The sequence below is a fragment of the Patulibacter defluvii genome (assembly GCF_034096925.1).
Lineage (GTDB): Bacteria > Actinomycetota > Thermoleophilia > Solirubrobacterales > Solirubrobacteraceae > Patulibacter > Patulibacter defluvii.
The window spans coordinates 1-20,847 of sequence record NZ_JAWZSQ010000014.1 but is presented as its reverse complement, the minus strand read 5'-3'; the positions used below and the strand labels follow the sequence as shown (position 1 = coordinate 20,847).

Genomic DNA, 20,847 nt, shown 5'->3' with positions numbered 1-20,847 from the left:
CGTGGAGCTGACCGCCCCCGCCGATCGGCGTGCGCTCGTCCGCGCCCGCCGCGCCCGCCGCCGCCGCGAGAGCTGGGAGCTGCTGAAGGCGAACCCGCTGACGCTGACCGGGCTCGGCCTGGTCGCGCTGCTGGTGCTCGTCGCGCTGCTGGCCCCGCTGCTGACCCCCTACGACCCGGTCAAGCCGAACATCCTCGAGGCGCTCCAGGCGCCGAGCTGGGCGCACCCCTTCGGGACCGACGACGCCGGCCGCGACATCCTCGCGCGGGTGCTCTACGGGGCCCGGATCTCGCTCCGGATCGGCGTCATCGCGGTGCTCGTGATCATGGCCGTCGGGGTCCCGATCGGGCTGATCGCCGGCACCGTCGGCGGCTGGGTCGACGCGGTGATCATGCGGATCGCCGACGTCTTCCTGGCCTTCCCGACGCTGGTCCTGGCGCTGGCCGTCGCCGCCTCGCTCGGCGGCGGGATGCAGAACGTGGTGATCGCGGTCGCGATCGCCGGCTGGCCCTGGTACGCGCGGCTGGTCCGCTCGGTGGTGCTGTCGGTGCGGCACGAGGGCTACGTCGAGGCGGCCCGCGTCGGCGGCGCCTCGCGCTGGCGGATCATCCGCCGCCACATCCTGCCCAACAGCATCGCGCCGGTGATCGTGCAGGCCTCGCAGGACCTCGGCTTCACCGTCCTGCTGGCGGCCAGCCTCGGCTTCCTCGGCGTCGGCGTCTCGATCCCGACCCCGGAGTGGGGGACGATGATCAACGACGGCCGCGAGGTCTTCATGAGCTCGTGGTGGGTCGCCGGCTTCCCCGGTCTGGCGATCGTGCTGACCGTGCTCGCCTTCAACCTCGCCGGCGACGGGCTGCGCGACATCCTCGACCCGAGGTCCCGGCGATGACCGAGCTGCGCGTCCACGACGTCCGCCAGCGGTTCCCGATCCGCGGCGGGCTGCTCGGCCGCACCGTCGGCCACGTCCACGCGATCGACCGCGCCGACGTCGGCGTCGCCGGCGGCCGGACCCTCGGCCTGGTCGGCGAGTCCGGCTGCGGCAAGACCACGCTCGGCCGGATCATGGTCCGGCTGCTCGACCCGACCGAGGGCCGGGTCGAGCTGGACGGGGTCGACGTCCAGTCGCTCGACCGCCGGGCCTGGGCGGCGCTGCGGCCGAAGGTCCAGATGGTCTTCCAGGACACCCAGTCCTCGCTCGACCCGCGGCTGACGGTCGAGCAGGCGGTGGCCGAGCCGCTGCGGGTCAACGGGCTCGCCCGCGGCGAGCAGGTCCACGAGCGGGTCGCCGAGCTGGTCGGCCGCTGCGGCCTCGGTCGCGAGCACCTCCAGCGCTACCCGCACGAGCTGTCGGGCGGCCAGCGCCAGCGGGTGGTGATCGCCCGCGCGCTCGCCACCGAGCCGGACGTGATCGTGCTCGACGAGCCGACCTCGGCGCTCGACGTCTCGGTCCAGGCCCAGATCCTCAACCTGCTGAAGGATCTCCAGGACGAGCTGGGACTGACCTACGTCTTCATCTCCCACGACCTCGGCGTGGTGCGGACGATGAGCGACGAGGTCGCCGTCATGTACCTGGGGGAGATCGTCGAGCACGGGCCGGCCGAGCGGGTCTTCCGCGACCCGGCGCACCCCTACACCCAGCTGCTGCTGCGGTCGATGCCGCGCCCCGACCCGACCCGCCGGCGGACCCGCGCCGCGGTCGCCACCAGCGCGGTGCCGCGGGCCGACGCGCCGCCCGAGGGCTGCCGCTTCCACCCCCGCTGCCCGCACGCCGACGCGCGCTGCTCGGCCGCCAGCCCGCCGCTGCGGGCGGTCGCCGACCGCGACGTCGCCTGCCTGCGGGTCGAGGAGCTGCGCGCGGAGGAGGAGGACTGATGGTGCGGATCGCGATCGTCAACCCGGTCGTCGAGGGCGCGCTCGACCCCGACGCGGTGCCCGAGCTGCCGCCGTTCGCGACCGCCGACGTCCGCTGGCTGGAGGCGGGCCCGTCCTCGATCGAGTGCCGCGCCGACTCGGCCCGCGCGGTCCCGGCGATGCTCGACGAGGTCGTGGCGGCGGCGGCCGACGGGGTCGACGGGATCGTCCTCAACTGCTTCATGGATCCCGGCCTCGGCCCTGCCCGCGAGCTGGTGCGGGTGCCGGTCGCGGCGCCGGCCCAGAGCGCGATGACGCTGGCGGCGACGCTCGGCGACCGCTTCTCGGTGATCCTGCCGGCGGCCAGCGGCGCCCCGATCGTCGTCGACCAAGCCCACGCCTACGTCGGCCGCGAGCGGCTGGCGTCGGTCCGCTCGGTCGAGATGCCGGTCGCCGAGCTGCGCGACCACGAGCGGCTGACGGCCGGGCTGGTCGAGCAGGCGCAGCGGGCCCTGGCCGAGGACGGCGCTCACGCGATCATCCTCGGCTGCACCGGCATGTGCGGCGTCACCCGCGGCTTCCGCGCTGCGCTCGCCGACCACGACGTTCCCGTGATCGACCCGACCCTGGCCGCCGTCGGCGCGGTCGTGGCGCAGGCGATCGGCGGAGTCCACCACAGCGGGTCGGCCTACGCCCTGCCCGCCTGGCGCACGGAGGTGCGATGAGCAACTGGCGAGTCGACGACGAGGCGCTCGAGTCGATCGTCATCGGCGCCGGCATCCTCGGGACCGGTGGCGGGGGCAACCCGTACATCGGCAAGCTGACCGCGCGGGCGCTGCTGCGGCAGGGCCTCGAGGTCGAGGTGATCGCGCTCGAGGACGTGCCGGACGAGTGGCGCGTCTGCACGGTCGGCCAGATGGGCGCGCCGACGATCGGGATCGAGAAGCTGCCGCGCGGGACCGAGACGACCGACGCCGTGCGGGCGCTCCAGAGCGTGCTCGGCCACGAGGTCGACGCGGTGATCCCGGCCGAGATCGGCGGCGGCAACTCGATCGAGCCGATGATCGTCGCCGCCCACCTGGGGATCCCGGTGATCGACGGCGACGGGATGGGCCGCGCCTTCCCGACCCTGCCGATGATCACGTACCACATCTACGGCGTCGACTGCTTCCCCTGCGCGGTCGCCGACGAGAAGGGCAACCAGATCGTCTACCCGAGCGGGGTCGACGTCCACTGGCTGGAGCGGCTGTCGCGCTCGGCCGCCGTCCAGATGGGCGGCTTCGCCGGCTGCGCGGTCTTCTCGATGTCGGGCAGCGAGGTCAAGCGGACCGCGATCGGCGGCACCCTCAGCGGCGCCCGCCGGCTCGGCGACCGGGTCCGCGCGGCCCGCGCCGGCCGCGAGGAGGACGCGGTCGCCGGGATCCTCGACGCGACCGGCGGCCGGACCCTGTTCGAGGGCAAGATCGTCGACGTCGACCGCCGGACCGCCGACGGCTGGGTCCGCGGCCAGGTCGAGCTGGAGGGCACCGACGCCGACGCCGGCGCGCGGATGACCGTCTCGTTCCAGAACGAGAACCTGGTCGCCTGGCGCGACGGCGAGGTGGTCGCCACCGTCCCCGACCTGATCTGCATCGTCAACCGCGAGGACGGCGAGCCGGTGACGACCGAGATGCTGCGCTACGGCTACCGGGTAGTGGTCCTGGGCATCCCCTGCTCGGAGCTGCTGCGGACGCCCGAGGCACTGGAGGTCGTCGGCCCGCAGGCCTTCGGCTACGACCTGCCGTTCGAGCCGATGGAGGTGGTCCGATGAGGATCGGGATCGACGTCGGCGGCACGAACACCGACGCCGTCCTGATGGACGGCGCGTCCGTGCTGGCCAAGACGAAGACCGCGACGACCGCCGACGTAACCGGCGGGATCGTGACCGCGATCGAGGCGCTGCTGGCCTCGTCCGGGGTCGACCGCGCCGACCTCGGGGCGGTGATGATCGGTACCACCCACTTCACCAACGCGGTGATCGAGCGCCGGCGGCTGGCCCCGACCGCGATCCTGCGGGTCGGGCTGCCGGCGACGCTGGCGGTCGCGCCGTTCGAGGACTGGCCGGCCGACCTGCGGCAGGCGATCGGCGGCGAGGCGCGGCTGGTCCACGGCGGCAACGAGTTCGACGGCCGCGAGCTGGCGCCGCTCGACCCGCACGAGATCGCCGGGGTCGTCGACGAGCTGGTCGCGGCCGGGGTCGAGTCGCTGGCCGTGGCCGCGGTCTTCGCCCCGATCGCGCCCCAGATCGAGCAGCGGGTCGGGGCCCTGGTCGCCGAGCGCGCCCCGGGCCTGACGGTGACGCTGTCGCACGAGATCGGCCGGCTGGGGCTGCTGGAGCGCGAGAACGCGACGGCGATCAACGCCTCGCTGCGGCCGCTGGCGGCGGCGACCGTCGCCTCGTTCCGGGCCAGCCTCCGCGAGCTGGCGATCGACGCCACGCTCTACCTGACCCAGAACGACGGCACGCTGATGTCGGCCGACCTGGCCGAGCGGTTCCCGGTCCTGACCTTCGCGTCGGGCCCGACCAACAGCATGCGCGGGGCGGCGTTCCTCTCGGGCCGGCAGGACGCGCTGGTGCTCGACGTCGGGGGCACGACCTCCGACATCGGCGCGCTGGTCGGCGGCTTCCCGCGCGAGTCGGCGGTCGGGGCGACCTTCGCCGACGTCCGCACGAGCTTCCGGATGCCGGACCTGATCTCGTTCGGGCTCGGCGGCGGCACGATCCTGCGCGGCGACGAGCCGCGGGTCGGGCCCGACAGCGTCGGCTACGCGATCACCGAGCGGGCGCGGGTCTTCGGCGGCGACGTGCTGACCGCGACCGACGTCGCGGTGGCGGGCGGGCGGGCGACGGTCGGCGACGCCGAGCGCGTGGCCGACCTCGATCCGGCGCTGGTCGAGCGGGCGCTGACCGCGATGCGGGCGATGACCGAGGACGCGCTCGACCGGATGAAGCTGGCCCGCGACCCGGAGCCGCTGATCGTGGTCGGCGGCGGCAGCATCCTGGTCCCGGAGCAGCTGGCCGGGGCCTCGGAGGTGCTGCGGCCCGAGCACTTCGAGGTCGCCAACGCGGTCGGGGCGGCGATCGCCCAGGTCAGCGGCGAGGTCGACCGGATCGCCCCGCTGGCCGAGGGCCGCGAGCAGATCCTGGCCGCCGCCCGCGGCGAGGCGATCGAGCGCGCGACGGCCAACGGCGCGCGCGCCGACAGCGTCCGGATCGTGGAGATCGAGGACGTACCGGTGCCGTACATGGAGGAATCGATGACGCGCGTGCGCGTCAAGGCGGTCGGCGAGCTCGCCGCCGCGTTCGTCACGGGAGGAACGGCGTAGATGGAAGTCCAGACCACGTTCGACGTCGAGGCCGTCCGCCAGCGGTTCGCCTCGCTGCGGGAGGGCGACTTCGCCTTCTTCGACGCGCCGGGCGGGAGCCAGATCCCCGACGAGGTCGGCGACGCGATCGCCCGCGCGATGCGCGAGGCCGGTGGCAACACCGGGGCGCCGTACGCGACCAGCCAGCGGGCCGAGGAGCTGTTCCTGGCCGCCAAGGCCGATGCGGGCCGGTTCCTCGGCGGCGACGGCGGCAACGTCGTCTTCGGACCGAACATGACGACGGTCAACTTCGCCCTCAGCCGGACCGCCACCCGCGGCCTCGGTCCGGGCGACGAGATCGTCGTCACCCGGCTCGACCACGACGGCAACGCCGCGCCCTGGCACGAGATCGCGGTCGACCTGGGGCTGACGGTGCGGCTGGTCGACGTGACCGAGGACTTCTCGCTCGACTACGACGACCTCGAGGCGAAGGTCAGCGAGCGGACGCGGATCATCGCCTTCCCGTGGGCGTCGAACGCGATGGGCTCGCGGGTCGACGCCGAGCGGGTCTGCCGGCTGGCGCGCGAGGCGGGAGCGCTGTCGTGGGTCGACGCGGTCCACTACGCCGCCCACGAGCCGATCGACGTGACGGCGCTGGGGGCGGACGTCCTGCTCTGCTCGCCCTACAAGTTCTGCGGGCCGCACCTGGGCGTGGCCCACGTGCGGCCGGAGGTGGCGGAGGGCTGGCGGCCCTACCGGGTGCGGCCGGGGGCGACGCTCCCGCTCGGGCGCCGGTTCGAGAACGGGACCCCGAACTACGAGTCGCTGGCCGGGCTGTCGGCGACCCTCGCCTACCTGGAGTCGATCGGCGGCATGACCGCGATCGCCGCCTACGAGCGCGAGCTGGCGGCCTACTTCTGGGACGCGGTGCCGGAGAACGTGACGGTCTACGGCCCGCCGCTCGAGGCGCGGGTGCCGACCTTCCTGCTCAACGTCGACGGGGTCAGCGCGAAGGACGTCTCCGAGGGCCTGGCCGCCCAGGGGATCGGCGTCTGGCACCACGACCACTACTACGCGGTCGGCCTGGCCGACCGCCTGCCCTACCCCGACGAGGCGGTCCGGATGGGGATGATCCACTACAACACGACCGCCGAGATCGACCGCCTGGTCGCCGCGCTCGCCGCCTTCGGCTGAGCGCCCTCCCCGTCCCGATCGACGTTTCCGCGACCGCGCCCCCTGGGGCGCGGTCGCTGGTCGTCGTGGGGAGAGGGGAGGGAGACGGGAGACAGGGGCGCGTGGCGGGTTCGCGGGGCCGGCGTCCGGCGCGTCACGACCGGCGGCCGGCCGGCGTGGCGCGGGTGGGGCGCCTGGGGCGAGCGTTTCGCGCGCCACGGCGGGTGGCGGGTCGGCGTGGCGCGCGCCGCACTCCCCAACCCCCACCGCCCCGCCCCGGCAAAGAGCACGCCCCACCACGCACACCGGTGTCCCAATCTCGGATCCAATTCGAACCGCGAAAGGATCCGAGAAGCGGGAAACTGCCGAATCAAAGGGAGGCTTGACACCTAGATTGGATCCGAGCTAGGGTGGCGCCAACGATGGTGGACCAGCGGATCGAGCTCTTCGTCAACGGCACGCTGATGCGTGGCCTGGCGCTCCACGACAACCTCGCCGGGGCGCCGCTGGTGGCCGAGGCGACGACCGTCCCGGCCTACCGCCTGTACTCGGTCGGCGACGTCCACCCGGCGATGGTCCGCGACGAGACGGCCGGCGCCGCGATCGCCGGCGAGCTCTACGACCTGCCGCTCTCGACCCTCGCCGCCGTCCTCGACGGCGAGCCCGCCGGGCTCGGGATCGGCGTCGTCGAGCTGGAGGGCCTGGGCCTGCGGATCGGCGTCCTCTGGGTCGCCGGCGCGCTGCCCGCCGACGCGGTCGAGATCACCGCCCACGGCGGCTGGCGCGCCTACCGCGCGGCGGCCACGGCCGAGGCCCGCGCATGAGCAGCACCCCGATCACCGACGGCCCGCGCAACACGATCGGCGGCGGGATGCGGGCCAACGGCCCGACGCCCGAGGCCTTCGCCCCGCCCGAGTCGCTGAGGCCGACGCTGGTCGGCGAGCACTACATGGTCGCCGCCGGCCACCCGCTGGTCGCTCAGGTCGCGGCGGCCGTCTTCGAGCGCGGCGGCAACGCGGTCGACGCCGGCGTCGCCGCCGGCCTCGCCAGCAACGTCGTCCAGGTCGACCAGTGCAACCTCGGCGGCGTCGCCCCGATCGTCCTCCGCGCCGCCGGCGACGAGACCGTCCACAGCGTCGCCGGCCTCGGCTGGTGGGGCAGCGGCGCGACCCCGGAGACGGTCGCCGCCCGCTTCGGCGGCGACATGCCGCTCGGCGCCCCGGTCGGGGTCGTGCCCGCCGCGCTCTCGGCCTGGATCCGGGCCCTCCAGCGGTTCGGCACCTGGACCTTCGCCGACTGCGCCGCCGAGGCGATCCGGCTCGCCCGCGAGGGCTTCCCGATCGACCTGCGGCTGGCCGAGTCGCTGCAGGTGATGTCGTCCGGCTTCGGTCGCTGGCCCAGCTCGGCCGCGGTCTACCTGCGCGACGGCCGCCCGCTGCGGACCGGCGAGCGGCTGGTCCAGGACGCGCTCGGGCGGCTGCTGGAGCAGCTGGCCGCCGCCGAGCGGGGCGCCACCCGCGAGGCCGCCCTCGACGCCGTCCACGACGCCTTCTACCGCGGCGAGCCGGCCGCGATCATCGCCCGCTGGGCCGCCGACAACGACGGCTGGCTGACCACCGACGACCTGGCCGGCTTCTCGGCCGAGGTCGAGCCGGCCGTCCGCCGCCAGGTCGGCGAGTGGCAGCTGTGGACCCCGAGCACCTGGTGCCAGGGCCCGGCGATGCTGCAGGCGCTGGCGATCCTCGACGGCTACGACCTGGCCGCGCTCGGCCACAACAGCCCCGAGTACGTGCACCTGGTGGCCGAGGCGACGAAGCTCGCCTTCTACGACCGCGAGCGCTACTACGGCGACCCGCGCCACGTCGACGTCCCGCTCGAGCGGCTGCTCTCCGACGAGCACGCCGCCGAGCTGCGCGAGCGGATCGCCCCCGGCACCGCGCTGCCCGGCCTCAGCGCCGGCGGCAGCGACTACGGCGGCCGCTTCGACACCACCTACCTGTGCACGATCGACGCCGACGGCAACGCCTTCTCGGCGATGCCCTCGGACACGCTCGACGGGGCGCCGATCATCCCCGAGCTGGGCATGTTCGTCTCGCCGCGCGGGGTCCAGAGCCGGCTCGACCCGGCCCACCCGGCGGCGATCGCGCCCGGCAAGCGGCCGCGGATGACCCCGGCCCCGGCGCTCGGCGTGGCCGCCGACCCGGCCGGCGGCGAGCCGCGGGTGCTGGCCTTCGGCTGCCCCGGCGGCGACGTGATCCTGCAGGGGATGCTGCAGGCGTTCCTGAACCTGACCGTGTTCGGGATGACCCCGCAGCAGGCGGTCGAGGCGCCGCGGTTCGCCGCGTTCGCCTGGCCCGACTCCTTCTTCCCCCACGGCGAGGTGCCCGCACGGGTCTCGCTGGAGGGCCGGTTCGACGACGCGATCGGCGCGGCGCTGACCAGTTGGGGGCACGACGTCCGGCACTGGCCGGACTTCGAGTTCGACGCCGGTGCGGTGTCGATGGTGCTGGACCTGCAGGCGCCGGTGGAGGGCCGGCGCGTGCTGGCGGCCGGGGCGGATCCGCGCCGCATCAACTACGCCCTCGGGCGCTAGCGGGAAGACCAAGGAGAGGATCTGATGGGACCTGAGTTCAACGGGCGGATGACCCGCCGAGGCGCCCTGCGGATGGCGGGGGCCGGCGTCGCCCTGCTCGGCGGCAGCAGCCTGCTGACCGCCTGCGGCAGCGGCTCCGGGGACTCCGGCGGGGGTGGCGGCAGCGAGGTGACCGACCAGCTCGGCTGGCTGAAGCTCTCCCAGTTCGACGGCTTCTTCGCCGCCCAGGAGAAGGGCTACTACAAGGCCGAGGGCCTGAGCGTCGACGTCCGCGCCGGCGGCCCGAACATCATCGCCTCGCAGGTCGTCTCGAACGGCAAGGCGACCGTCGGCAACGACGACAACGGGACCGTGCTGCAGGCGATCGCCAAGGGCACGAAGCTCGTCATCTACGGCACGATCTTCCAGAAGTCGCCCTACGCGGTCCTCAGCCTGCCCGGCAAGCCGGTCCGCACGCTGGCCGACTTCGCGGGCAAGAAGGTCGCGCTCTCGCCGGCCACCCGGCCGCTGCTCGAGCCGCTGCTGAAGAAGGCCGGCGTCGACCCCGGCGACGTCAAGTTCCTGCCCGCCGGCCCCGACCCGGCGCAGCTGGTCAACAAGCAGGTCGACGCCTACTTCGGCTACGCCACGCAGCAGGGGATCAGCCTCCAGCAGCAGGGCGTCCAGGTGGTCAGCGTGCTGCTCGACGACCTCGGGCTGCACAACTACGGCAACGTCCTGATCACCACCCCCGACCGCGTGAAGAACGACCGCGAGCTGCTGGTCAAGCACCTGCGCGCGTCGATCAAGGGCTGGGAGTACGCGGTCGCCCACCCGGACGAGATGGGCAAGCTGGTGGCCACGAAGTACGGTCCGCGCGGCCTCAAGCCCGCGACCGAGATCGCCGTCAACAAGGCCCAGGCGCCGCTGATCCAGAGCGCCGACGGCCTGATGCGGATCACCGAGGAGCGGATGCAGCAGATCATCGACTCGTACGTCGCCGCGAAGGCGCTGGCCAAGCCGCTGAAGGCCGCCGACGTGATGACGACCGAGATCCTCGACGCCGCGTTCGACGGCAAGACCACGCTCTCGGGGGCCTGAGCCGATGGTGATCGACGCCTACAACAACGCCTGGCCGGGCGCCGGCAACTCCGACTACCTGGCCGGGGACGGCTTCAGCGTCGAGCGGATGCTGGAGACGATGGACGCCGGCGGCGTCGATCGCGCGGTCGTCTGCTCGCTGGGGCAGATGATCGACAACGACTACATCCGCCAGGTGACCGAGCGCCACCCCGATCGCCTGATCGGGTTCGGCCAGGTCAACCCGCGGGCGCCGGGGGCGGTCGAGGAGATCGCCCGCTGCGCCGCCGCGGGCCTCCGCGGGCTGAAGCTGCACCCGACGATGCACGGGTACCACTTCTGCGACCACGCGCTGCTCGACCCGATCCTCGAGGCCGCCGCCGAGCACGGCCTGACGGTGCTGGTCAACGCGCTCGACGACCCGTTCTGCGCGCCGCTCTCGATCGAGGAGATCGTTCGCGGCTTCCCGACGGTGCCGGTGCTGATCGCCCACATGGGGACGATCTGGAACCTGATGGAGGCGATCCTGGTCGCCAACCGGACCGAGAACGTCTACCTGGAGACGTCCGGCACCCAGCTGCTCGACGTCCGCACCGCCTACGAGCAGGTCGGGGCCGACAAGATCGTGCTCGGGACCGACTGGCCCGGCAACGACTTCGACCTCGAGCGGGCGAAGATCGCGCGGGCGATCCCCGACGCCGCCGACCGCGCGAAGGTCGAGGGCGCCAACCTGGCCCGACTGCTCCGGATCGAGGAGGCCTGATCGCATGATGGAGACGAATCCGGTCGACCCGCGGGAGGCGACGGCCGAGGGCGTCGAGCCGCCGCTGGCGATCGACGTCCGCGACGTCGACCGCCGCTTCGACATCGACGGCGACACGTTCGTCGCGCTGCAGCAGATCGCGCTCAGCATCCGCGCGGGCGAGTTCGTGTCGCTGGTCGGCCCGTCCGGCTGCGGCAAGTCGACGCTGCTGCGGATCATCGCCGGGCTGCTGCCGCCGTCGGGCGGCGAGGTCCGGATCGCCGGCCGCGAGGCGACCGCCGCCCGCGACGACCGCGAGTTCGGCTTCGTCTTCCAGGATCCGGTGCTGCTGCCCTGGCGGACCGCGCTGGAGAACGTCGAGCTGCCGATGGTCGTGGCCCGGCACGGCAACGCGGCCCAGCGGCGCGAGCGGGCCCGCGAGCTGCTGCGGCTGGTCGGCCTGGCCGACTTCGAGCGGGCGGCGCCGTCGAAGCTCTCCGGCGGCATGCAGCGGCGGGTCGGGATCGCGCGAGCGCTGGCCCTCGATCCCTCGATCCTGCTGCTCGACGAGCCGTTCGGCGCGCTCGACGAGATCACCCGCCAGCGGATGAACGCCGAGCTGCTGCGGATCTGGTCGGAGCGGCGCACGACCGCGCTGCTGGTGACCCACAACGTCGGCGAGGCGGTCTACCTGTCCGACCGCGTCTTCGTGATGGCCGCCCGCCCGGGCCGGATCGTCGCCGAGCGCAAGATCGACCTGCCGCGGCCGCGGACGCTGGAGATGCTCGAGGACGAGCGCTTCTTCCAGCACACCCGCGAGCTGACCCGGCTGCTGCTGCACGACGAGGGGACGGGCTCGTGAGCACCCGCCGCTCGCGGATCCTGGCGGGCTGCTCGTACCTGCTGCTGCTGGCGGCCTGGTGGGGGATGGCCCTCGCCAACGACCACCCGGGCACGCTCTGGCCGTCGCCGCCGAAGGTCCTGGAGGCGATCTGGGACGGGCGCTCGGCGCTGGCCGAGAACGCCGGCGCGACGATGACCGAGGCGGCCCTCGGCTTCAGCGCCGGGGTCCTGCTGGCGATCGCGATCGCGCTCGTCGCCGACCGCTTCCGGGCGCTCGGCGAGGGGCTTCAGCAGATCGCGCTGGCCGTCTACTCGCTGCCGCTGATCGCGCTCGCCCCGGTGCTGGTGATCTGGTTCGGGGCGGGGATCTCGACCAAGATCATCATCGCCGCCCTGGCCTCGTTCTTCCCGGTCCTGATCAACCTCTCGCAGGCGCTGCGTCAGACCGACCCGCGCACGATCGAGATGCTGTCGCTGGCCGGCGCCGGCGGCTGGCAGACCTTCCGCCGGGTCAAGCTGCCGTACGCGCTGCCGCCGCTCTTCGCCGCCTTCACGGTCGCGGCGCCGGCGGCGATCGTCGGCGCGATGCTGGCCGAGTGGGTCGGGGCCGAGAAGGGCCTGGGCCTGATGATCCTGTTCTCGATGACCAGCTACGACGTGCCGACGATCTGGGCGTCGCTGATCGTCGCGTCGGCGCTCTCGCTGATCGTCTACGCGCTGTTCTCGTTCACCGGCCGCCGGCTCTTCGGCTGGCATCCGTCGGTCCAGCCGATCCGCGTGGAGGCCTGAGATGAGCACCGCCACCGTCGCCACCGCGCGCCCCAACCCGCTGCGGCGGATGCTCCCGAGCCTGATCGCGGCCACCGTCGTGATCGGCGCCTGGTTCCTGGTCAAGGCGATCGCGCAACCGGCCGACGACGTGCTGCCGGCGCCGCTCGACGTCCTGCGCGAGGCCGGCAACCAGTCCTCGACCCTCTGGGACGCCACCAAGACGACCCTGATCGGGGCCTTCGGCGGCTTCGTCGCCGGCAACCTGATCGGGATCGTCGGCGCGCTGCTGGTCGCCGCCTCGGCCACCGCCGCTCGCGTGGTGCTGCCGCTGGCGCTCGTGATCCGGGTGATCCCGGTGATCGCGCTGGCCCCGTTCCTGACCCTGGCGCTCGGCAGCGGCAGCGCGACGGTGATCGCGATCTCGGCCCTGATCGTCTTCTTCCCGACGCTGGTCAACGGCGTGCTCGGCTTCCGCTCGGTCCCGCGCGAGATGCTCGAGCTGATGGAGATCTGCGGCGCCGGCGGCTGGGAGGTGTTCCGGCGGGTCCGGATCCCGGCGGCGCTGCCGTACCTGTTCTCCGCCTTCCAGGTCGGCGCGGCCGCCTGCATCCTCGGCGCGATGATCGCCGAGTGGGTGACGTCGAGCGAGGGGCTCGGGTACCTGATCCTCCAGTCCGGCGTCCAGTTCGACATCGAGCTGATGTGGGCCGGCGTGGTCCTGGCCGCGCTGCTGGCGCTGATCGCCTTCGGGCTGACCGGCTGGCTGGCCCGCCGCTACGCGTCCTACCTGGAGCCGCGATGATCGTCGACGCCCACCAGCACCTGGGGGACTGCCGGGTCTTCGACGCCGACATCCCCGAGGAGACCGTCCTTCGCTGCGTCGAGCGGCACGACCTGCACCGGGTGCTGGTGATGCCGTTCCCGGGCGCCGAGGACCCGGAGGGCGTCCACGACCGGATCGCCGCGCTCGGCCCCGCCAGCGACGGCCGGGTGCGGGGGATCGTCAACCTCAACCCGCACCGCGACCGCGCGGCCTACGCGGCCGAGGCCGAGCGCTGCGTGCGCGAGCTGGGCTTCGTGGCGCTGAAGCTGCACACGATCGGCCACGCGGTCGAGCCGGACTCGCGCGACGGCCGCACGGTCTTCGCCGAGGCCCGGCGGCTGGGCGTGCCGGTGATGATCCACACCGGCGGCGTCGGCGAGCCGTTCGCCAGCCCCGCCCACTGCCTGCCGCTGGCGCGCGAGTTCGCCGACGTGACCGTGGTGCTGGCCCACGCCGGGATGGGCGTCGCCAGCCGCCAGGCCGGGATCGTCGCCCGCGAGTGCCCGAACGTGGTCCTGGAGACCTCGTGGTGCCCGGTGCTCGACACCGCCTGGCTGGTCTCCGAGCTGGGTCCCGAGCGGATCATGCTCGGCTCCGACGCGGTCGAGAACCTGCCGGTCGAGCTGGCCAAGTTCCGGGCCCTCGGGCTCGACGACGCGGCGCTCGAGCGCTGCCTCTCCGGCACGGCGATCGAGGTCTTCGGGCTGTGAGCCGACCGCTCGTCATCAGCGGCTCGGTGCTGCTGGTCGACGCCGACGCCGAGCCGCTGCGCGACGCCGCGCTGCTGGTCCGGGACGGCGCGATCGCCGCCGTCGGCCCGGCCGGCGAGCTGCGGGCGAGCGTGCCCGAGGCGCAGGACGGCGGCCACCACGACGTGCTGCTGCCGGGCCTGATCGACGCCCACTCGCACGCCCGCCGGACGCCGCTGGCCGCGCACGGGATCGGCGGCGGGCCGCTGGAGCGGTTCCTGGTCGCGCTCGCCGAGGCGACCCCGCTCGACCCGCGCGACGAGGCGCTGCGCTCGGGAGCCGACGGGCTCGCGACCGGGATCACCGCCACCCAGGCGCTGGTCCACGACTTCGGCGACGAGGACGCCTACGCGGCGAGCGCCCGGGCGGTGCTCGACGGCTACGGGGCCTCCGGCGCCCGCGCCGCGCTCGCCCTCGGCCTGACCGACCGCGACGAGTGGGGACCGGACGACGTCGACGCGCCGGCCCGCGGGATCGCGCCCGAGCGGTTCGCGGAGGTCGCCGGCGGCCTGCTCGGCCGCCGGGTCGGGCGGGCGACGATCGACGCCGTCGGTCCGGTCGCTCCGCAGTGGTGCTCCGACCGCGCGCTGGCGGCGATCGCCGCGGCCGGCGCCCGCCGGATCCATGCCCACCTGCTGGAGAGCCCCCGCCAGCGGCTGCTGGCCGACGTCGCCGGCGACCCGCTCGCGCGGCTCGACGGCGCCGGCCTGCTGGGCCCGGCGACCTCGCTCGCCCACGGCGTCTGGCTGGCCGACGACGACGTCGCGCGGCTGGCCGCGAGCGGCGCGGTGCTGGTCCACAACCCGGGCTCGAACGAGCTGATCGGGGTCGGCCGGCTGCCGCTGCGCGAACGGCTCGACGCCGGCCTGCGGGTGGCCTTCGGCTGCGACTCCCACCTGCCCACCGACCCGCCCGACGCCTTCGCCGAGCTGCGGCGGGCGATCGCGGTCGCCGCCGCGCGGGGAACGGTCGTGAGCGCGCGCGAGGCGCTGCGGATGGCCTGGGCCGGCGGGGCGGCGGCGCTGGTCCGCGACGACCTCGGGCGGCTGGCCGTCGGAGCACGGGCCGACGTGGTCGCGCTGCGGCTGCCGGCGGCGCTCGGCGCGGCCGACCCGCGGACGACGGTCGTGACCGAGGCCGATCGCGACGCGGTCGCGCGGACCTGGGTCGACGGCGAGCTGGTCTTCCCGTGGCCGGCGACGGTCGCGGAGGCGGTCGACGCGGCGGCGTCGCGGGCGAGCGAGCGGCTGGCGCTCGACGCGGCCGGGCGGACGGCGCGACGGGGGGCGACCGCGGAGACGTGGTCGCGGGTCGACGGGGCGTGGCGACGGCTGGCCGAGCGGGCCGGGCGGAGCGAACCAGGCGTGGAGGTGCGCGGATGAGCGGCAACGGCGAGCAGGCGAACGGCGACGCGGGCAACGGCGAGTCGGTCGTCGAGCGGCTGACCGGCGAGATCGCCAACGCGATCATGGTCGGCGAGTTCGCCTACGGCACCTGGCTGCGGCAGGACAAGCTGGCCGCCCACTTCGGCACCAGCCGCCAGCCGATCCGCGAGGCGCTGCGGCGGCTCGAGGTGATCGGGATGGTCGAGGCGCTGCCCAACCGCGGCTCGCGCGTGACCGGCCCCGACCCGGCCTCGATCCGCGACGGCTACCTGATCCGGGCCGAGCTGGAGGGCCTGGCCGCCGGCCTCGCCGCCCAGCGGATCACCGGCGAGGAGCTGGCCGAGCTGGCCACCGCCGTCGCCGGCTTCCGGACCGAGATGGTCCGCGACTTCGAGAGCGGCGGCACGCTGCCCGAGGCCCGCAGCGCCTGGATCGCCGCCCACAACCGCTTCCACGAGCTGATCCTCGACGCCTCCCACAACGAGCGGCTGGCGCACATGGTCCGCACGCTCAACGTCTCGCTGCCGCGCAACGTCACGCTCGACGCGATCCGCGACCGTGGCGAGCTGGAGGAGGACGTCCGCCACCACGAGGCGATCCTGCAGGCGCTCCAGCTGCGCTCCGAGCAGCTGGCGACGCTGGCGATGCGCGAGCACATCCGCCGCAGCGGCGTCCTGATCGCCCGCTGGTTCTCGCAGCAGCGCGACCTCCACGGCAGCGGCCAGGGGGAGCGATGAGCGCCCCGCGCTTCCGGCTGGCGCACTGCTCGCTGGCCGTCCGCGACATCGACGTCGCGATCGGCTTCTACCGGGCCGCGTTCGGCGCCGAGCTGGCGTTCTCCGACCGCGACATGACCGACCTGATCCGGCCGACCGTCGGGCTGCCCGACGTCCGCTGCGACCTGGCCCAGCTGACCCTGCCCGGGACCCGCCAGCAGATCGAGCTGATCGCCTTCCGCGACGTCCCGCCGGGGCGCGAGGACGAGGCCCCGGTCCGCGTCGGCCACGGCCACGTCTGCTTCGAGGTCGACGACCTCGACGCCGCCCTGGCCCACGTCGGGGCGCTCGGCGCGGTCCCCGTCGGCGAGATCGTCGGCTTCCCGGAGGGCCGCGCGGTCTACGTCCGCGAGCCGGCCGGCAGCGTCATCGAACTCGAGGAGATCCCGCAGCCATGACCACCGTCACCCCGCTCGAGCGCTACCGCTGGATGGCGCGGATCCGGGAGTTCGAACTGGCGTGCATCGCGGGCGTGGCGACCGGCGAGGTCCACGGCGAGCTGCACACCGGGATCGGCCAGGAGGCGATCGCCGCCGGCATGGCCGGGGTCCTGCGGACCGACGACGCGCTCGTCTCGACCCACCGCAACCACGCCCACGGGCTGGTCAAGGGCACCGACCCGCGGGCGCTGCTGGCCGAGATCTACGAGCGCTCGACCGGGCTCTGCGGCGGCTACGGCGGCCACATGCATCCCTTCGACCCGGGCACCAACTTCTCCGCCACCGGGATCGTCGGCGCCTCGCTGCCGGTCGCCCTCGGCTACGCCTACGCGATGCGGCTGGAGGGGCGCGACGGGGTCGCGGTCGCGGTCACCGGCGACGCCGGCAGCAACCACGGCACCTTCCACGAGTGCATGACGATGGCCGCTGCCTGGGAGCTGCCGCTGCTGATCGTGGTCGAGAACAACAGCTACGGGATCAGCGTCTCGAGCGAGGACGTGATCCCGACCGCGACGATCGCCGAGCGCGCCGTCGCCTACGACTGCGTCGGCGAGACGATCGACGGCACCGACGCCGAGGTCGTCGCCGAGGCCTTCGCGCGGCTGGTGCAGGAGACCCGCCGCGACCCCGCGCCGTGCGTGCTGGAGGCGACCTGCTTCCGCTTCCAGGGCCACTACGAGGGCGACGCCCAGACCTACCGGACCAAGGACGAGCACGAGCGGATCCGCCGCGACGGCGACCCGCTGCTGATCGCCCGCGAGCGGCTAACCGCCGCCGGGACCGCCGACGCTGCCGCCCTCGACGCGATCGACGGCGAGGCCCACGCCGAGATGCAGGCGCTGCTGGCCAGCGTCCGCGAGGACCCGATGCCCGATCCCGCCCGCGCCCTCGACCACGTCTTCGCCGCATGAGCACGACCACCGACACCACGACCGCCCTCCGCAACCGCCCGACCTCGGCCTTCGTCGCCGAGGCGATCGGGCTCGAGATCGAGCGCGACGAGAAGGTCCTCGTGCTCGGCGAGGACGTCGGCCGGATGGGCGGCGTCTTCGGCTCGACCCGCGACCTCCAGAAGCGGTTCGGCGAGCAGCGCGTGCGCGACACCCCGATCGCCGAGATGGGCTTCACCGGGATGGGCGTCGGGCTGGCGATGGCCGGCTACCGGCCGCTGGTCGAGATCATGTTCGTCGACTTCGTCGGCGTCTGCCTGGAGCAGGTCTACAACGCCGCGGCCAAGAACCGCTACATGTCGGGCGGCAACGTCGCGATGCCGATGGTCTTCAAGACCGCCGGCGGGATCCTCGGCGCGGCCGCCCAGCACTCGCAGTGCCTGTGGGGGACGTTCGCCCACCTGCCGGGGCTGAAGGTCGTCGTGCCCTCGTGCCCCTACGACTACAAGGGCCTGATGGCGGCCAGCCTCGAGTCGGACGACCCGGTCGTCTACATCGAGCACAAGAGCCTGCTGGTGCGCCGCGCCGACCAGTTCCGCCACGGCGCCGCGGTCCCGGAGGAGCGCTACGTGGTGCCGCTCGGCCAGGCCGCGACCGTCCGCGAGGGCGACGACCTGACGATCGCCACCCTCGGGCTCTCGGTCACCAGCGCGCTGGAGGCGGCCGAGGCGCTGGCCGCCGACGGGATCCAGGCCGAGGTCGTCGACCTCCGCTCGGTGGTCCCGCTCGACGTCGAGACGGTCGCCGCGTCGGCCGCCCGCACCGGCCGGCTGCTGGTGGTCGACGAGGACTACCGCAGCTTCGGCCTCTCCGCCGAGCTGCTGACGCGGGTGATCGAGCAGGTCGGCCTCTCCGGGCTGCGGGCCTTCGACCGGCTGGCCGTCCCCGACGTGCCGATCCCGGCCGCGCTGACCCTGGAGCAGGCGGTGCTGCCGACGACCGACGCGATCCGGACCGCCGCGGCGAAGCTGGTCGGCGCGTGAGCGGGCTGCTGGAACCGGGCTTCCGGGCCGCCGTCGTCGGCGCCGCGGGCGCGCTCGGCGCCGCCACCGCGCAGGCCTTCGCGGCCGCCGGGGCGACCGTCCTCGCCTACGACCTCGACGGTGCCGCCGCGGCCGGGCTGGTCGCGGAGCTGCCGGGGGAGGGCCACCTCGCCGCCGCGCTCGACGCCGGCGACCGCGAGGCCGTCGCCCGCGCGGCGACCGCCGCCGGGCCGGTCGACGCGGTCGTCTACGCCGCCGGCCTCGCCCCGACCTTCGAGATCCTCGACTTCGACTGGGCCGGCTACGAGCGGACGATGGCGGTCAACCTGACCGGCGCGCTGCACGTCGCCCAGGCGTTCGCACGGGCGATGGTTGAGGCGGCCCGGCCGGGCTCGTTCGTCTTCCTCTCCTCGACCGCCGGCAAGCGTGGCGAGGCCGGCGCCGCCGCCTACTGCGCGTCGAAGTTCGCGCTCCAGGGCGTGGTCGAGTCGTTCGCGGCCGAGGTCGGCCGCCACGGGATCCGGGTCAACGCGATCTGCCCCGGCAACGTCGACACGCCGATGCTGCAGCGGGTCGCCGCGGCCCAGGCCGCCCGCGACGGCGCCGACGCCGCCGCCGTGCTGGCCGGCTACGCCGGCGAGACCGCGCTCGGCCGGCTGGTCGCCGCGCCCGAGGTCGGCCGGACCGCGGTCTGGCTGGCGTCGCCCCTCGCCTCGGGGGTCACCGGGGAGTCCGTCAACGTCGATGCAGGAGCCCTGACCGGATGACCACCGCCGTCGCGATCGAGACCGTCGTCCGCGACCTCCAACAGCTGGTCCGGATCGACTCCCAGAGCCCGGGACCGCAGGAGGCCGAGGTGATCGCCTGGCTGGCGCAGCGGCTCGACCGGCCGGGGATCCGGACCCGTCGCCAGCCGGTGCCCGGCGGCGGCGAGAACCTGGTCTTCACCGTCCCCGGGACCGGCGACGCGCCGCGGCTGGTGCTCTCGGCCCACATGGACACCGTCCCGGTCGGCGACCACTGGACGGTCGACCCGCTCGGCGGCGAGCTGCGCGACGGGGCGATCTGGGGCCGCGGCTCGTGCGACATGAAGGCCGGCCTGGCCGTCGCCGTCGCGACCCTCGAGGCGTTCGCCGACGGCCCCGCGCCGCCCGGCGACCTGGTCCTGGCGGCGACGGTCGACGAGGAGGGCCCGTCGATGCGCGGCGTCCACGCGCTCGTCGCCGACGGCCTGGTCGGCGGCGACGACCAGGTGCTGGCGCTCGAGCCGACCGGCCTGCGGCTGCGGATCGCCCAGGTCGGGCTGCGCTGGCTGGAGCTGGTCGTCCACGGCCGGATGTCGCACGCCGGCCGCGCCCACCGCGACGGGATCGACGCCAACCACCTGGCGGCGCTGATCGTCTGCGAGCTGAAGGAGCGGGTCGGCGGCCTGGCCGGCGAGCACCCGCTGCTGGGGCCGCCGCGCTGCACCGCCGGCGTGGTCCACGGCGGCGTCGCCACCAACGTGATCCCCGGATCCTGCCGGGTCGAGCTGGACGTCCGCGTGGTGCCGCCGGCGGCCCCCGAGGACGCGACCGCGCTGGTCCGCGAGATCGCCGACGGCGTGATCGCCCGCTTCCCGGGCAGCCGCTACGAGCTGCGCGGGCTCGGCGTCGGCCGGCCGCCGGTGGTGGCCGACGACGCCAGCCCGATCGTCCAGGGCCTGCGGGCGGCGTGGGAGGAGGTCCACGACGGCGCGCGGCTGCCGCAGGGCGGCGAGGACGGCCACGAGGCCTACACCGACGCGTCGATGATCGCCGCCCTGACCGGCTCGCGCAGCTCGACCGTCTGGGGTCCGGGGCTGCCGAAGCACGCCCATGTCGCCGACGAGCACGTGACCGTCGAGCAGCTGGAGACCGCGGTCCGCGTGCTCGAGCGGCTGGTGGCGGCCTGGGGCACCCCGATCAGCGGCCGCACCCCCGAGCAGGAGGACCGCCCGTGAGCACGATCACCCCGGCCACCGTCGAGGTCCCGATGCCGCGCCTCTCCGAGGCGATGGAGGAGGGCACCGTGCTGCAGTGGCTGAAGGAGGAGGGCGAGGCCGTCGCCCGCGGCGACGAGCTGGTCGAGATCGAGATCGACAAGGCGACGCTGATCCACGAGGCCGAGGCCGACGGGGTCCTGCGGATCGTCGCCGAGGCGGGGGAGACCCTGCCGGTCGGCGCGACGATCGCGCGGCTGGAGGCCGGCGAGGGCGGGTCCGCGTCGGCGCCTGCGCCCGCGGCCGCGGCGGCGGACGCGGTCGCCGCCCCCGTCGCGCCGGTGACGGCGACCGGCGTCGCGACCCCGCCCGGCGACCCGGCCGTGCCGGCGTCGCCGCTG

At 74.5% G+C, this 20,847-nt stretch carries 22 protein-coding genes; all 22 read left to right on the top strand.

Annotation, left to right across the window (positions count from 1 at the left end; genetic code table 11):
• Window position 1 precedes the first annotated feature (1 nt).
• Entirely contained in the window at window positions 2–892 is an 891-nt protein-coding gene (nikC, locus tag SH587_RS14675) for a nickel transporter permease (protein WP_320671381.1), read from the top strand.
• The gene (locus SH587_RS14670; RefSeq protein WP_320671380.1) at window positions 889–1,875 is read left to right on the top strand and encodes an ABC transporter ATP-binding protein; all 987 of its coding nucleotides are present in this window, start codon (window positions 889–891) and stop codon (window positions 1,873–1,875) included. The genes nikC and SH587_RS14670 overlap by 4 nt, the downstream gene beginning before the upstream one ends.
• On the top strand, window positions 1,875–2,579 hold the full coding sequence (locus tag SH587_RS14665; protein ID WP_320671379.1) for an aspartate/glutamate racemase family protein: 705 nt from the start codon (window positions 1,875–1,877) through the stop codon (window positions 2,577–2,579). The genes SH587_RS14670 and SH587_RS14665 overlap by 1 nt, the downstream gene beginning before the upstream one ends.
• Window positions 2,576–3,664 carry an S-methyl thiohydantoin desulfurase family protein gene (locus SH587_RS14660; RefSeq protein WP_320671378.1) on the top strand — a complete coding sequence of 363 codons (1,089 nt, stop codon included), beginning with the start codon at window positions 2,576–2,578 and terminating at the stop codon, window positions 3,662–3,664. The genes SH587_RS14665 and SH587_RS14660 overlap by 4 nt, the downstream gene beginning before the upstream one ends.
• Window positions 3,661–5,220 (top strand): hydantoinase/oxoprolinase N-terminal domain-containing protein, encoded by a 1,560-nt coding sequence (locus SH587_RS14655; RefSeq protein WP_320671377.1) that lies wholly within the window; start codon window positions 3,661–3,663, stop codon window positions 5,218–5,220. The genes SH587_RS14660 and SH587_RS14655 overlap by 4 nt, the downstream gene beginning before the upstream one ends.
• Window positions 5,221–6,393 carry a cysteine desulfurase-like protein gene (locus SH587_RS14650; RefSeq protein WP_320671376.1) on the top strand — a complete coding sequence of 391 codons (1,173 nt, stop codon included), beginning with the start codon at window positions 5,221–5,223 and terminating at the stop codon, window positions 6,391–6,393.
• A 401-nt stretch (window positions 6,394–6,794) separates the two neighbouring features.
• Complete coding sequence (locus SH587_RS14645) at window positions 6,795–7,196, top strand: allophanate hydrolase-related protein (RefSeq protein WP_320671375.1); 402 nt, start codon at window positions 6,795–6,797, stop codon at window positions 7,194–7,196.
• The gene (locus tag SH587_RS14640; protein WP_320671374.1) at window positions 7,193–8,965 is read left to right on the top strand and encodes a gamma-glutamyltransferase family protein; all 1,773 of its coding nucleotides are present in this window, start codon (window positions 7,193–7,195) and stop codon (window positions 8,963–8,965) included. Before SH587_RS14645 ends, SH587_RS14640 begins: the two co-directional genes overlap by 4 nt.
• 24 nt (window positions 8,966–8,989) lie before the next feature.
• The gene (locus tag SH587_RS14635; RefSeq protein WP_320671373.1) at window positions 8,990–10,045 is read left to right on the top strand and encodes an ABC transporter substrate-binding protein; all 1,056 of its coding nucleotides are present in this window, start codon (window positions 8,990–8,992) and stop codon (window positions 10,043–10,045) included.
• 4 nt (window positions 10,046–10,049) lie between these two features.
• Complete coding sequence (locus SH587_RS14630; protein WP_320671372.1) at window positions 10,050–10,787, top strand: amidohydrolase family protein; 738 nt, start codon at window positions 10,050–10,052, stop codon at window positions 10,785–10,787.
• A gap of 7 nt (window positions 10,788–10,794) precedes the next feature.
• Entirely contained in the window at window positions 10,795–11,628 is an 834-nt protein-coding gene (locus tag SH587_RS14625; RefSeq protein ID WP_320671371.1) for an ABC transporter ATP-binding protein, read from the top strand.
• Window positions 11,625–12,398, top strand: coding sequence for an ABC transporter permease (locus tag SH587_RS14620; protein WP_320671370.1), 774 nt, complete (start codon window positions 11,625–11,627; stop codon window positions 12,396–12,398). The genes SH587_RS14625 and SH587_RS14620 overlap by 4 nt, the downstream gene beginning before the upstream one ends.
• A gap of 1 nt (window position 12,399) precedes the next feature.
• Complete coding sequence (locus SH587_RS14615) at window positions 12,400–13,182, top strand: ABC transporter permease (protein ID WP_320671369.1); 783 nt, start codon at window positions 12,400–12,402, stop codon at window positions 13,180–13,182.
• Window positions 13,179–13,913: an amidohydrolase family protein gene (locus SH587_RS14610; RefSeq protein ID WP_320671368.1), complete on the top strand. Its 735-nt coding sequence runs from the start codon at window positions 13,179–13,181 to the stop codon at window positions 13,911–13,913. The genes SH587_RS14615 and SH587_RS14610 overlap by 4 nt, the downstream gene beginning before the upstream one ends.
• Window positions 13,910–15,334 carry an amidohydrolase family protein gene (locus tag SH587_RS14605; RefSeq protein ID WP_320671367.1) on the top strand — a complete coding sequence of 475 codons (1,425 nt, stop codon included), beginning with the start codon at window positions 13,910–13,912 and terminating at the stop codon, window positions 15,332–15,334. Before SH587_RS14610 ends, SH587_RS14605 begins: the two co-directional genes overlap by 4 nt.
• Complete coding sequence (locus SH587_RS14600; protein WP_320671366.1) at window positions 15,331–16,074, top strand: GntR family transcriptional regulator; 744 nt, start codon at window positions 15,331–15,333, stop codon at window positions 16,072–16,074. Before SH587_RS14605 ends, SH587_RS14600 begins: the two co-directional genes overlap by 4 nt.
• The gene (locus SH587_RS14595; RefSeq protein ID WP_320671365.1) at window positions 16,071–16,511 is read left to right on the top strand and encodes a VOC family protein; all 441 of its coding nucleotides are present in this window, start codon (window positions 16,071–16,073) and stop codon (window positions 16,509–16,511) included. Before SH587_RS14600 ends, SH587_RS14595 begins: the two co-directional genes overlap by 4 nt.
• On the top strand, window positions 16,508–17,464 hold the full coding sequence (locus SH587_RS14590; protein WP_320671364.1) for a thiamine pyrophosphate-dependent dehydrogenase E1 component subunit alpha: 957 nt from the start codon (window positions 16,508–16,510) through the stop codon (window positions 17,462–17,464). Before SH587_RS14595 ends, SH587_RS14590 begins: the two co-directional genes overlap by 4 nt.
• On the top strand, window positions 17,461–18,486 hold the full coding sequence (locus SH587_RS14585; RefSeq protein WP_320671363.1) for an alpha-ketoacid dehydrogenase subunit beta: 1,026 nt from the start codon (window positions 17,461–17,463) through the stop codon (window positions 18,484–18,486). Before SH587_RS14590 ends, SH587_RS14585 begins: the two co-directional genes overlap by 4 nt.
• Window positions 18,483–19,253: an SDR family NAD(P)-dependent oxidoreductase gene (locus SH587_RS14580; RefSeq protein WP_320671362.1), complete on the top strand. Its 771-nt coding sequence runs from the start codon at window positions 18,483–18,485 to the stop codon at window positions 19,251–19,253. The genes SH587_RS14585 and SH587_RS14580 overlap by 4 nt, the downstream gene beginning before the upstream one ends.
• Window positions 19,250–20,467 (top strand): M20 family metallopeptidase, encoded by a 1,218-nt coding sequence (locus SH587_RS14575; protein ID WP_320671361.1) that lies wholly within the window; start codon window positions 19,250–19,252, stop codon window positions 20,465–20,467. Before SH587_RS14580 ends, SH587_RS14575 begins: the two co-directional genes overlap by 4 nt.
• Window positions 20,464–20,847 (top strand): lipoyl domain-containing protein (locus SH587_RS14570; protein WP_320671360.1); only part of this gene is annotated, 384 nt, incomplete at its 3' end. The genes SH587_RS14575 and SH587_RS14570, both read left to right, overlap by 4 nt.

Coding starts and splice junctions, on each gene's coding strand:
- SH587_RS14660 (WP_320671378.1), top strand. CDS start 2,576: ATGAGCAACTGGCGAGTCGACGACGAGGCGCTCGAGTCGATCGTCATC.
- SH587_RS14600 (WP_320671366.1), top strand. CDS start 15,331: ATGAGCGGCAACGGCGAGCAGGCGAACGGCGACGCGGGCAACGGCGAG.
- SH587_RS14610 (WP_320671368.1), top strand. CDS start 13,179: ATGATCGTCGACGCCCACCAGCACCTGGGGGACTGCCGGGTCTTCGAC.
- SH587_RS14585 (WP_320671363.1), top strand. CDS start 17,461: ATGAGCACGACCACCGACACCACGACCGCCCTCCGCAACCGCCCGACC.
- SH587_RS14655 (WP_320671377.1), top strand. CDS start 3,661: ATGAGGATCGGGATCGACGTCGGCGGCACGAACACCGACGCCGTCCTG.
- SH587_RS14630 (WP_320671372.1), top strand. CDS start 10,050: ATGGTGATCGACGCCTACAACAACGCCTGGCCGGGCGCCGGCAACTCC.
- SH587_RS14595 (WP_320671365.1), top strand. CDS start 16,071: ATGAGCGCCCCGCGCTTCCGGCTGGCGCACTGCTCGCTGGCCGTCCGC.
- SH587_RS14590 (WP_320671364.1), top strand. CDS start 16,508: ATGACCACCGTCACCCCGCTCGAGCGCTACCGCTGGATGGCGCGGATC.
- SH587_RS14665 (WP_320671379.1), top strand. CDS start 1,875: ATGGTGCGGATCGCGATCGTCAACCCGGTCGTCGAGGGCGCGCTCGAC.
- SH587_RS14635 (WP_320671373.1), top strand. CDS start 8,990: ATGGGACCTGAGTTCAACGGGCGGATGACCCGCCGAGGCGCCCTGCGG.
- SH587_RS14650 (WP_320671376.1), top strand. CDS start 5,221: ATGGAAGTCCAGACCACGTTCGACGTCGAGGCCGTCCGCCAGCGGTTC.
- SH587_RS14625 (WP_320671371.1), top strand. CDS start 10,795: ATGGAGACGAATCCGGTCGACCCGCGGGAGGCGACGGCCGAGGGCGTC.
- SH587_RS14575 (WP_320671361.1), top strand. CDS start 19,250: ATGACCACCGCCGTCGCGATCGAGACCGTCGTCCGCGACCTCCAACAG.
- SH587_RS14670 (WP_320671380.1), top strand. CDS start 889: ATGACCGAGCTGCGCGTCCACGACGTCCGCCAGCGGTTCCCGATCCGC.
- SH587_RS14645 (WP_320671375.1), top strand. CDS start 6,795: ATGGTGGACCAGCGGATCGAGCTCTTCGTCAACGGCACGCTGATGCGT.
- SH587_RS14640 (WP_320671374.1), top strand. CDS start 7,193: ATGAGCAGCACCCCGATCACCGACGGCCCGCGCAACACGATCGGCGGC.
- SH587_RS14615 (WP_320671369.1), top strand. CDS start 12,400: ATGAGCACCGCCACCGTCGCCACCGCGCGCCCCAACCCGCTGCGGCGG.